The sequence below is a fragment of the Sphingomonas bacterium genome (genome assembly GCF_903643035.1).
Lineage (GTDB): Bacteria > Pseudomonadota > Alphaproteobacteria > Sphingomonadales > Sphingomonadaceae > Sphingomonas.
Window position 1 is genome coordinate 1 of the sequence record NZ_CAHJWW010000078.1, and the last position, 10,685, is coordinate 10,685.

The window sequence follows — 10,685 nt, forward strand, 5'->3', positions numbered from 1 at the left end:
CGGCCGGGCCGGCATCCTGCCCGGTCGAGCCGGGGGCGCTCTGCGCGGTCGCGTCGCTGGAGACGGCACTCGCGTCGCCCCTGGCGGGCGCCACCTGCGCGAAGGCCGGCGCACCGGCCAGAGGCAGCATCATGCAGCCGAGCAGCAGTTGACGGCGAAGAGTTGGTCCGCGACGCATCGATATTCCCCCTGTCCGATTCGGTTCGAACTTCGAGGTTGCGCCTAGGCTTGGCGTGCGACAGTTATGTTACGCTGCATCGGTCCGGTCGGATGTGGTCGCGCGGTTACGGATGCCGTGCTCGGTCCAGCGAGTCCAGGATGCGTGCGCTGGCCATGAATACCGCCACGGGCGACGCCGCGAACAACAGCTTGCCGCCGATGCCCGGATACTGCGACATGTAGTGCACGCCGCGCTCCACCGCGCCGGTGCCGAGGCCATAGATCACCAGAAACGCCTCGAACTTGGTCTTGATGACGAACAGGCGGCAGAGGCGGGTCCACATGCCGACCATCTAGCAAGGCCCGCGCCAACCCCGGATTACCGCCGCCGGGAACCGAACGACGATGGTTACCCGTCAGTTAATCCGACACGTCAGAAGCTGTAGGCCAGCCCTGCGCGGCTGGTCGTGTCGGTGGCGACCGATCCCGTCGGCGGGCGGCTCTCGTACTGGACCGTATAGGACAGGTTCGCCGAGAGCGGCCCGAACAGCTTGGCGCTGACCGACGTCGCGCTGGAGACGGTGCTGCTGTACCGCTCGTCATAGGCGGACGCGATCTCTCCCAGCGAGATGCCGCGCACCAGCTGCCATTTCAGGTCGACGCTGCCGCGCCCCGCGATGCTGCCGCGCCGCGTGTCGTCGATATAGGCGGTGTAGCGATAGGCCGGCCCAAGCTCCAAATCGAGGCGCAGGCGCGGCGCCTTGAGCACGCTGTAGCCGATGCCCGCCGATCCGGACGCGCGGTCGTGGAAGCCGAGGAACCGGTCGCTCTCGTACAGGAGCTGGCCATAGACATAGCCGCGCGGGCCGAACTTGTAGTTGGGCTCGTAGCCCGCGAGCCAGTGGTTGCGGGTGACGATGCCCAGGCTCTCCTGATAGTCGAACTGGCCGTGGAACTTCTGCCGCCAGTCGATCCCCTCGCGCGTGGCGCTCAACGCGGCGGTAACGCCGGCGGTATCCGAGTTGCCGGTCGTCAGAAAGCCGCCGACTTCCGCCTTGCCGGTCCACAGCTTCAGGAAGCCCGCCTCGCGGACGCGGATCTGGTTGGCGGCCACGCGCTCGTCCTGCCAGCGTTGCGCCAGCGCCTGGACCGCATCGCCGCTCGCGGGATCGGCGGCGCAGGCGTATTTGACGATCGTCGCGACCTCGCCGTCGTTGCCCGACGAGAGCGCGGCGTCGAGCATCGCGCGGATCGGCGGCGGGATCGTCGCCGGATCGGGATCGGGCTCGGCCGCCACGACGGGCGCGGCGATGGCCAGGAGGCAGGGGAACAGCGAGGGGAGGAGCCAGCGCATCGCTCGCCTCTTTAGCCGATCGCGCGCGCGCCGGAAGCCCGGACCGGACCGCCGTTCAACCAAGATGGCCGGCAAAGGCGGCGAGCACGTCGGCGTAGAGCGCGCGCTTGAACGGCGCGGCCAGCATCGGCAGCTCGGCTGGATCGACCCAGCGCCAGGCGCGGAACTCCGGATGCGGCGTCGCAAGGTCGATCCGGTCGTCCGTGCCAAGGAAGCGGAACAGGAACCATCGCTGGCGCTGGCCGCGGTACCGGCCACGCCACACCTTGCCGATCAGCTCGGGCGGCAGGTCGTAGAACAGCTCGTCCGGCGCCTGTGCGACGAACGCGACCAGATCGGGCGGGATGCCCGTCTCCTCGCCAAGCTCGCGCAAGGCGGCGGCGCGGGCGTCCTCGCCCGGATCGATCCCGCCCTGCGGCAGCTGCCATGCCTCCAGCACGGTATCGATCCGCTGGCCGACGAACGCCCGGCCCGCGGCGTTGACCAGCAGGATACCGGCGCAGGGACGATAGGGGAGGGTGGCGGGATCGATCGCGGCGGCCATCGTCAGGCCGCCGCCCGCGTCGTCGCGGCCATTGTTCCCGCCTTCACGGCGGCCAGGAACTCCGCGACGTCGCCGACCGCGGACGGAAGCGCGCGGCGCAGCGTGGTAAAGCCGTGGATCGTGCCCGCCGCCTCCCGATAGGTGACGGCGATCCCCGCCCCGATCAGCGCGGCGGCATAGGCGCGGCCCTGATCGCGGATCGGGTCGAGCCCGGCGGTCATCACCACCGCCGGCGGCAGCCCGGCGACGGTGGCCGCCATCGGCGATCCGCGCGGGTGCGCGGGATCGGCGCGATAGGCGTCCGCGAACCACGCCATGCTCTCCTCCGTCAGCAGGTAACCCTTCGAGAAGATGTCGAACGAGGGATAGGGGCGCGTCCAGTCCGTCGCCGGATAGACCGTCGCCTGCATCACCACCGGCACCGCGGCGGGCGCGTCGCGCAGCGCCATCGCGGTGACGATCGACAGCGTGCCGCCCGCGCTGTCGCCCATCAGGACCAGCCCGGTGACCTCCCGCTCCAGCATCGCGGGACCCGTCGCGAGCCAGCGCGCCGCCGCCTCGCAGTCGTCGGGCGCGGCGGGCCAGGGGTGTTCGGGCGCGAGCCGGTAGTCGATCGCGAGCACAGGCAGGTCCAGCACCCGCGCCGCTTCCGCGCAGAAGCCCGCATGGGTGTCCAGATCGCCGATGACGAAGCCGCCGCCGTGCGAGAACAGCACGACCGGGCCGGGGCCACGATCGGCGCGCGCGTCGAACAGCCGGGCCGGGATCCCGCCCGCCCCTGCCGCCGGGGACGCGGCGGGTATCACCACGTCGCGCACGACCGCCAGCTCGCCCACCGGCATGTCGGCCAGCTCCCTGGTCGCGCGGTACATGCTCCGGGCGGCGGGGGCGTCGAGTTCGTGTATCCTCGGCCCGGCCATGGTGTCGAGATAGGCGAGGAACGCGGTCACGTCGGGGCGGACCCAGGGACGAGACGGAGCAGGCGACGGGGAGAGGGCGTCTGGCATGAGGGCGGGGTCTCGGGAGATGGCGGGGCGGGTCGGCGCCTCCTACCTACCCGCATGTGATCCCGATCGTCCATCATCCCGACTATGTCGCCGCGCCCGATCCGCAGGCTCCCCCGCCATCGAGAATGGCGCAATCGAGCAAGAACGGCCTGATCCGCGACCTGCTGATGGCGAGCGGCGCCCGGCTTGCATGGCATCTGCCCGAGCCCATGCCGCGCCGCTGGCTGGAGGAGGTCCACGATCCCGACTATGTCGCGCAGGTGCTGGAGGCGCGGGTGCCGCGCGAGAAGGAGCGGCGGATCGGCTTTCCCGTGACGCCGCAGGTCGCGGCGCGCGCGCAGGCGGTGCCGGGCGGCACCTGGGCGGCGGCGATGCTCGCGCTGCGCCACGGCTTCGCCGCGAACACCGCGGGGGGAAGCCACCACGCCCTGGCGGAAACGGGGGCGGGCTATTGCGTCTTCAACGACTTGGCGCTGGCGGCTGTGCGGCTGGTGGAGGAGGGGACCGTCGACCGGCTGCTGGTGGTCGACGTCGACGTCCACCAGGGCGACGGCACCGCCGCGCTGACCGCCGGGCGGCCGGGCATCGCGACCTATTCCATCCACGCCGCCAAGAATTTCCCCGCCCGCAAGGCGCGTTCGACGCTCGACGTGTCGCTCGCCGACGGGGTGGGGGACGACGAGTATCTGGCGACGCTGGAGGAGACGCTGACGCCGCTGCTCGACGAGGTGCGGCCGGGGATCGTCCTGTATCAGGCGGGGGTCGATCCGTTCGGCGGCGATCAGCTCGGTCGGTTGGCGCTGACCGACGACGGCCTTGCGCGGCGCGAGGCGCTGGTGGCGCGGCTGATGCGGCGGCGGGGCCTGCCGCTGGCGAGCACGGTCGGCGGCGGCTACGGCGCCGACAAGCCGGCGATCGCGCGCCGGCATGTCGCGGCGATCCTGACGCTGGGCGAGGCGATGGCGCCGTCGGCATAGCCTCCTATGACGTGGCCGGATCCATCGTCGCGCGTGGGGCGAGGCGATCCGGCCGCCCATGCGGCGTGTCACGCGGCGCCGATCAGCCCAGGGGTGACGAAGACAACACCTGGACACACCATCACCGCGACCCGCGGAACGATGGTCGTGACCGATGGGCAGGGAGAGGGCGGAGAACGTCCCGGACGCTCCCACCCGCGCTCCGACATCGCAAGCGCCGGGCAGGGATCGCCGTCCTTGGTGAAAGGCCGGCGGAGCGGTTCCGGTCCAATAATGGCGACGGCTGCACCCTGTCGACGTCATGCGCGCCCGCAAACGAGCCATTCCGCTGCATCGGATATCTGCATCACGAAACATTCGAAAGCCGACGGTTTTCGGTATGATGCAGAACTTGTGAGTTTTGCATCACAACAGCTGTGGAAGGTGTAGATTTGGCGCTATCGGTCTGCGAACAGGTCTAGCCCCCAACCGATGCCGCAGGCGGCGAGTAGCTGCATCTGATCGGGTTCGAGCGATACGCCACATTGGCGGTCGGCCGGCACATAAAGGCCGCCATATATCGTTACAATTTCCGGCCCGACCACGTCTCTAAGCCGCGCAAACCGATTTTCCCGTCCGTGTAGCCGAGCCAACATGCGGGTCATCGCATCGGCATGTTGTCCGGCATTGATAAGACGTTCCGGCTCTACGTCGTGCCACCAGCCGTTAAAGGTTCGGGGCTTGCCACTCTGCGAGGGCTTGCCTTTTCGCCCGACGGAAGTTGGTTCAAAGCCGAGTGTCTCGGTAATCAGGTCTGGATCGGCATCGAAGCCCGTGATGGCAAGTGTCAGCATTGAAAGATTATGTCGGCTATTGGACGTCTGGGGAAGCTCGTCCGCGCGAGTGCCGAACCCCGCCGCTTGGGCTGCCTTATTGATGCAAAATCTTTAAGTTTCGCATCAACGCACCGCAGTGGATGGAGGCACGCAGGTATGTGAAACTCGTTGCGGACCGACACCACCCGCCGCCTGCCCGCCGGGTAGCGCAGGTTTCCCCGTCCCCGTTCATTCTGCCTTGGCCTCCCGCGCCCGCTGGGCGTACAGGACGCGCGAAGACGTATCCCGCAAGGAACCCGCATGGCATCGGCCATCCACGAGACCACCGTCGCCGAGGCGGCCGCCCATCCGCATCCTGAATCGATCGTCGTGCGCTTCGCCGGCGACTCGGGCGATGGGATGCAGCTGACCGGCGGGCAGTTCACGCTGTCGACGGCGCTCGCGGGCAACGACCTGGCGACCTTTCCCGACTTCCCGGCCGAGATCCGGGCGCCGCAGGGCACGCTGTTCGGCGTCAGCGCGTTCCAGATCAACTTCGGCTCGGCGGATATCGAGACGGCGGGCGACGCGCCCGACGTGCTGATCGCGATGAACCCGGCGGGGCTCAAGGTGAACGTCGACGCGCTCAAGCCCGGCGGCCTCATCATCGCCGACGAGGGCGAGTTCGGGCAGCGCAACCTCGACAAGGCGAAATACGCCGCCAACCCGCTCGACGACGGCAGCCTGGCGAAATGGCAGCTGATGCGGCTCAACATCTCGCAGCTGACGCTCGACGCGGTGAAGCCGTTCGGGCTCGGCAACAAGGAGGCGCTGCGCTGCAAGAACATGTGGACGCTGGGGCTGTCGCTCTGGATGTTCGACCGGGACCGCGCGCCGATCGTCGACTGGCTCCAGTCCAAGTTCGCCAAGATGCCGACGCTGGCGGAGGCGAACATCGCCGCGCTGAACGCCGGCCACGCCTATGGCGAGACGGCGGAACTCTCCGGGCCGATGAAGCAGCATTCCGTGCCGGCGGCCCCCGTCGCGCCGGGGCTGTACCGCACCGTCACGGGGGCGGAGGCGATCAGCCTGGGGCTGGTGGCGGGCGCGACGCTCGCCGACGTGCCGATGTTCTTTGGCGGCTATCCGATCACGCCCGCGTCGGCGATCCTGCATTTCCTGTCGCGGCTGAAGGAATATCGCGTCACCACCTTCCAGGCGGAGGACGAGATCGCCGCGATCGCCTCGGCGATCGGCGCGTCCTATGCGGGGCAGCTCGGCGTCACCTCCTCGTCCGGCCCCGGCATCGCGCTGAAGGGCGAGGCGATGGGGCTGGCGATCATGACCGAGCTGCCGCTCGTCATCGTCAACTCGCAGCGCGGCGGGCCGTCCACGGGCCTGCCGACCAAGACCGAGCAGTCGGACCTGTACCAGGCGGTGTACGGCCGCAACGGCGACGCGCCGATGCCGGTGATCGCCGCGCGCTCCGCCGCCGACTGTTTCGACTGCGCGATCGAGGCGGTGCGGATCGCCGTCACCTACATGACGCCGGTGATGCTGCTGACCGACGGCTATATCGCCAATGCCGCCGAGCCGTGGCGCGTGCCCGACATGGCCAGCTATGCGCCGTTCCCGGTCGGATACCTCGACACGGTGCCCGAGGGCGGCTTCCTCCCCTATGCCCGCGACGCGAAGCTCGCGCGGCCGTGGGTGAAGCCCGGGACGCCGGGGCTGCTCCACCGCATCGGCGGGATCGAGAAGAAGCAGGGCACCGGCAACATCGACTATTCGCCCGCCAACCATCAGGAGATGACCGACGTCCGCAAGGCGAAGGTCGACGGGGTCGCGGTGCCCGACCAGCCGGTCGAGCTGGGCGGGACGACCGGCAGGCTGGCGGTCGTCGGCTGGGGCTCCACCTTCGGCCCGATCCACCAGGCGGTGCGGCGGCTGCGCAGGCGCGGCGTCGACGTGGCGCACATCCACATCCGCCACATCTGGCCGATGCCGGCGAACCTCGGCGCGTTGCTGAGGGGGTACGAGCACATCCTCGTGCCCGAGATGAACACCGGCCAGCTCAAGACCGTGCTACGCGACCAGTTCCTCGTCGATGCGACGCCGCTCAACAAGGTGTCGGGCCAGCCGTTCCGCATCGTCGAGATCGAGGATGCGGTGCTGCGCTATTTCGACGGCGCCGGGGACAGCGCGGGGGGCGAGGTGGCGGCGGACGCGACGCAGCTGCCCAATCCGATCGCCGACCATGACGATGGCATGGTGAAGGCGATCGAGCCGGAACGGGAAGATGCGCTGACACCGACGGAGAATTAGTCCCTTTCTCCATGTGGGAGAGGGAAGGGGCCTGCCGGCGCAGCCGGTGGGAAGGGTGAGGGGGAGACCCGGAGCCCGGCCCGATCCCCCTCACCCTTCCGCAGCCTCCGGCTGCTCCCTCCCTCTCCCACCGGGGGAGAGGGAAAGAAGGTCAAGAACCATGAACGACATGACCCCGATCGTCCCCTTCGCCAGCAAGCCCAAGGACTGGGAAACCGACCAGGAGGTGCGCTGGTGCCCGGGGTGCGGCGACTATGCGATCCTGAAGGCGGTGCAGCGCACGATGCCCGACCTCGGCGTCCGGCCGGAGAACACCGTGTTCGTCAGCGGCATCGGCTGTTCCTCGCGCTTTCCCTATTACATGGAGACGTACGGCTTCCACACCATTCATGGCCGCGCGCCGGCGGTGGCGACGGGGGTGAAGCTCGCCAATCCGGACCTCGACGTGTGGATCATCACGGGGGACGGCGACGCGCTTAGCATCGGCGGCAACCACACGATGCACCTGATCCGCCGCAACCTGAACTGCCAGTTCCTCTTGTTCAACAACGAGATCTACGGGCTGACCAAGGGGCAGTATTCCCCCACCAGCCGCATCGGCACGCGCAGCCCGTCGACGCCGCTCGGCTCCGTCGACCGGCCCGCGAACCCGTGCGCCTTCGCGCTGGGCAGCGGCGCCCGCTTTGTGGCGCGCGCGATCGACGTGAACAAGAACCTCGTCCCCGTGCTGAAGGCCGCGCACGCGCACCACGGGACCGCGTTCGTCGAGATCTTCCAGAACTGCATCGTCTACAACGACGACGTGTTCGCGCCGTTCACCGACCGGAAGGCGGGCGCGGACCGCCAGCTGTGGCTGGAGGCGGGCAAGCCGATGCTGTTCGCCGGCGGCACGCTGGGCCTCGCGCTCGACATGGGCCGGCTCCAGCCCAAGGTGGTCGAGGTGACGGGCGGGGACTGGCAGGCGGCGGGCGTGCTGGTGCACGACGTCACGAACCGCACGATGGCGCATCTGCTGGTCGAGATGGAGTTCGGACCGTTTCCGATGGCGCTGGGCGTCCTGCTCGACGATCCCGCGCCGACGTTCGATGCGGCGGTGGTCGAGCAGAACCGGGCGGCCAGCGACGGCAGGCGCGCCGACCTGCAATCCCTGCTCAGCAAGGGTCAGACCTGGATGGTCGAGAAGGAGCCGCATGCGATGTGAGTTGGTTGAACGACCCGTCCGGTCTGATTATGTTCCGTACCGACAGGCGGAGCGGGCGATGAGCGAAGAGACCGACAACCTCACGATCAGGCTCCTCCAGGGATTGCGGGCGCAACTGGGGCAGACCAATGCGCGCGTAGCGGAGTTGAGCGACCGTTTTACGGACCTGACGCAACGCGTCGACGGCGACACGCTTGTCTTCACTGCCGTCGCGGGTGTCGTTCACGACCACGAGGACCGTATCGGCGCGATCGAAGGCAGAAGCTCGTGACGCGCCCCGAAACGCGAGTGGCCGATCCCGTCATCCTCTGGCTGCGGCAGGACCTCCGCCTCGCCGACCAGCCCGCGCTGATCGCGGCGGCGGCGCAAGGTGCGGTCATCCCCGTCTATGTGCTGGACGACGACGACGCGGGCGACTGGCGGATCGGCGGGGCGCAACGCTGGTGGCTTCACCAGAGCCTGGCGTCGCTGGACGAGGGGCTCCGCGCGCTCGGCAGCCGGCTGATCCTGCGCCGCGGGCGCGCAGAGCCGGTGCTGCGCGGGCTGCTGGCCGAAACGGGCGCCGTCCGCATCCACGCGATCCGCCATTACGAGCCGTGGTGGCGCGCGGCGGAGGCGGCGCTGGACGATGTGCTGTGCCTGCATGACGGCAACCATCTTGCGCGACCGGAACAGGTGCGGACCGGATCGGGTGGTCAGTTCCGCGTCTATTCCTCGTTTTGGAAGGCTCTCCAGGCGCACCTGCCGCCGCCTGCGCCCGAGCCAGCGCCCGACAGGCTTCAGGCGCCGGTCCACTGGCCCGCGAGCGACAGTCTGGCCGACTGGGGGCTCCTGCCCAAGCGCGACTGGGCCGACCGGTTTGCGGACGAGTGGACGCCGGGCGAAGCTGCCGGCCTCGATGCTGCCGGGCGGTTCGCCGATCAGGTCGATGGCTACGAGACGCAGCGCAACCTGCCCTCGATCGACGGCACCTCGCGCCTGTCGCCGCACCTGCACCACGGCGAGGTGTCGGCGCGCACCGCCTGGCATGCGGTCGACGGTCACGCGGCCGGGGACAAGTTCCGGTCCGAGCTTGGATGGCGCGACTTCACCGACGGCCTGGTGCTCGCGTTGCCCGACTATGCCTGGGTCAACGGCCGTCCACGCTACGACACGTTCGCATGGCGCACCGGACCCGAGGCGGACGCCGACCGAAAGGCGTGGGAGCAGGGCCGTACCGGCTATCCGATCGTGGACGCGGGGATGCGCCAGCTCTGGACGACGGGATGGATGCACAACCGCGTCCGCATGATCGCGGCGAGCTTCCTCGTGAAGCACCTGCTGATTGACTGGCGGGCGGGCGAGCGGTGGTATTGGGACTGCCTGGTCGATGCCGATTACGGCAACAACTCCGTCAACTGGCAGTGGATCGCGGGCACCGGCGTCGACGCCAACATGTTCAGCCGGATCATGGCGCCGCTCGGCCAGTCGGAGAAGTTCGACGCGGGCGGCTATATCCGCCGCTGGGTGCCGGAGCTGAAGGACATTCGCGGCGAGGCGATCCACGATCCCGACGCGAACGGCGTGCGGCCCGCCGCCTACCCCGCGAAGATCGTCGGCCACCGCGAGGCGCGCGAGCGCGCGCTCGCCGCCAACAAGGCGATCTGACGCCGCCCGGTTGCGGGCCGGCGACGCGGATGACACAGAGGCGCGGACATGAACGCGCCCTTGTCCATGACCGAGCGATCGCGCGGTGCCGCGTGGCGCCGGCGCGCGGTCGCCGGCCCGTTCCACCGGCTGCTCGACCGGATCGACGAGGGACTGGCGGCAGGCGCGATCGAGGCGAGCCTGCCCGACGGCACCACGCGGCGGCTTGGCGGGCGGGCGCCGGGACCGGTCGCGATCGTCGCGGTGCGCCGCTGGCGTGCGCTGGCACGGCTCGCCATGCGCGGCTCGGTCGGCTGGTACGAGGGATGGGCGGCGGGCGACTGGTCGAGCCCCGATCCGGTTCCGCTGTTCGACCTGTTCATGCGGAACGCGCGCCGGCTCGGCACGGTCGCCCGCGCGGGCGGCGCGATGCGGCTGACCGATCGCGCGTGGCACCGGCTGCGCCGCAATACCTATGCGGGCGCGCGTCGCAACATCGCCGAGCATTATGACCTTGGCAACGACTTCTATCGCGAATGGCTCGACGAGGGCATGACCTATTCGAGCGCGCTGTTCGCCGGCCCGGGAGACACGCTCGCGGCGGCGCAGGCGCGCAAGCTGGCCGCGATGCTGGCGCGGACCGGCGCGCGACCGGGCGACCGGCTGCTGGAGATCGGCTGCGGCTGGGGCTCGTTCGC

11 protein-coding genes are annotated in these 10,685 nt (G+C 69.6%); 6 read left to right on the forward strand and 5 right to left on the reverse strand.

Features of this window, described 5'->3' with window-relative positions; translation table 11 throughout:
• Nucleotides 1-284: 284 nt before the first annotated feature.
• From HUV01_RS06855 to HUV01_RS06870, 4 genes are all read right to left on the reverse strand, one after another.
• Nucleotides 285-503, reverse strand: coding sequence for a hypothetical protein (locus tag HUV01_RS06855; protein WP_174297556.1), 219 nt, complete (start codon nucleotides 501-503; stop codon nucleotides 285-287).
• An 89-nt stretch (nucleotides 504-592) separates the two neighbouring features.
• Nucleotides 593-1,513, reverse strand: coding sequence for a DUF481 domain-containing protein (locus tag HUV01_RS06860; RefSeq protein ID WP_174297557.1), 921 nt, complete (start codon nucleotides 1,511-1,513; stop codon nucleotides 593-595).
• A gap of 55 nt (nucleotides 1,514-1,568) precedes the next feature.
• Nucleotides 1,569-2,057 carry an RNA pyrophosphohydrolase gene (locus HUV01_RS06865; RefSeq protein ID WP_174297558.1) on the reverse strand — a complete coding sequence of 163 codons (489 nt, stop codon included), beginning with the start codon at nucleotides 2,055-2,057 and terminating at the stop codon, nucleotides 1,569-1,571.
• A gap of 2 nt (nucleotides 2,058-2,059) precedes the next feature.
• Entirely contained in the window at nucleotides 2,060-3,064 is a 1,005-nt protein-coding gene (locus HUV01_RS06870) for an alpha/beta hydrolase (protein ID WP_174297559.1), read from the reverse strand.
• 56 nt (nucleotides 3,065-3,120) lie between these two features.
• On the opposite strand from HUV01_RS06870, the gene HUV01_RS06875 reads away from it, so the two are divergent.
• A complete protein-coding gene (locus HUV01_RS06875; protein ID WP_174297560.1) occupies nucleotides 3,121-4,041 on the forward strand; it encodes a histone deacetylase family protein in 921 nt (306 codons plus the stop codon).
• Between the two features lie 437 nt (nucleotides 4,042-4,478).
• Here the strand turns inward: HUV01_RS06875 and HUV01_RS06880 are convergent, their stop codons facing one another.
• A complete protein-coding gene (locus HUV01_RS06880) occupies nucleotides 4,479-4,874 on the reverse strand; it encodes a DUF4279 domain-containing protein (protein ID WP_174297561.1) in 396 nt (131 codons plus the stop codon).
• A 282-nt stretch (nucleotides 4,875-5,156) separates the two neighbouring features.
• Between HUV01_RS06880 and HUV01_RS06885 the strand changes: the two genes are divergently transcribed.
• From HUV01_RS06885 to HUV01_RS06905, 5 genes are all read left to right on the forward strand, one after another.
• Nucleotides 5,157-7,160: a 2-oxoacid:acceptor oxidoreductase subunit alpha gene (locus tag HUV01_RS06885; protein WP_174297562.1), complete on the forward strand. Its 2,004-nt coding sequence runs from the start codon at nucleotides 5,157-5,159 to the stop codon at nucleotides 7,158-7,160.
• Between the two features lie 160 nt (nucleotides 7,161-7,320).
• A complete protein-coding gene (locus HUV01_RS06890; RefSeq protein WP_174297563.1) occupies nucleotides 7,321-8,361 on the forward strand; it encodes a 2-oxoacid:ferredoxin oxidoreductase subunit beta in 1,041 nt (346 codons plus the stop codon).
• A 58-nt stretch (nucleotides 8,362-8,419) separates the two neighbouring features.
• Nucleotides 8,420-8,632, forward strand: a complete 213-nt coding sequence (locus HUV01_RS06895) for a hypothetical protein (RefSeq protein ID WP_174297564.1) — start codon at nucleotides 8,420-8,422, stop codon at nucleotides 8,630-8,632.
• A gap of 17 nt (nucleotides 8,633-8,649) precedes the next feature.
• A complete protein-coding gene (locus HUV01_RS06900) occupies nucleotides 8,650-10,008 on the forward strand; it encodes a cryptochrome/photolyase family protein (protein ID WP_174297566.1) in 1,359 nt (452 codons plus the stop codon).
• A 48-nt stretch (nucleotides 10,009-10,056) separates the two neighbouring features.
• Nucleotides 10,057-10,685, forward strand: a 629-nt coding sequence (locus tag HUV01_RS06905; RefSeq protein WP_174297565.1) for a class I SAM-dependent methyltransferase, incomplete at its 3' end; no start/stop codon positions are given.

Bases quoted from the DNA above. Each gene is read 5' to 3' on its own strand.
- HUV01_RS06855 (WP_174297556.1), bottom strand. From the start codon at position 503: ATGTGGACCCGCCTCTGCCGCCTGTTCGTCATCAAGACCAAGTTCGAG.
- HUV01_RS06860 (WP_174297557.1), bottom strand. From the start codon at position 1,513: ATGCGCTGGCTCCTCCCCTCGCTGTTCCCCTGCCTCCTGGCCATCGCC.
- HUV01_RS06865 (WP_174297558.1), bottom strand. From the start codon at position 2,057: ATGGCCGCCGCGATCGATCCCGCCACCCTCCCCTATCGTCCCTGCGCC.
- HUV01_RS06870 (WP_174297559.1), bottom strand. From the start codon at position 3,064: ATGCCAGACGCCCTCTCCCCGTCGCCTGCTCCGTCTCGTCCCTGGGTC.
- HUV01_RS06880 (WP_174297561.1), bottom strand. From the start codon at position 4,874: ATGCTGACACTTGCCATCACGGGCTTCGATGCCGATCCAGACCTGATT.
- HUV01_RS06885 (WP_174297562.1), top strand. From the start codon at position 5,157: ATGGCATCGGCCATCCACGAGACCACCGTCGCCGAGGCGGCCGCCCAT.
- HUV01_RS06890 (WP_174297563.1), top strand. From the start codon at position 7,321: ATGAACGACATGACCCCGATCGTCCCCTTCGCCAGCAAGCCCAAGGAC.
- HUV01_RS06895 (WP_174297564.1), top strand. From the start codon at position 8,420: ATGAGCGAAGAGACCGACAACCTCACGATCAGGCTCCTCCAGGGATTG.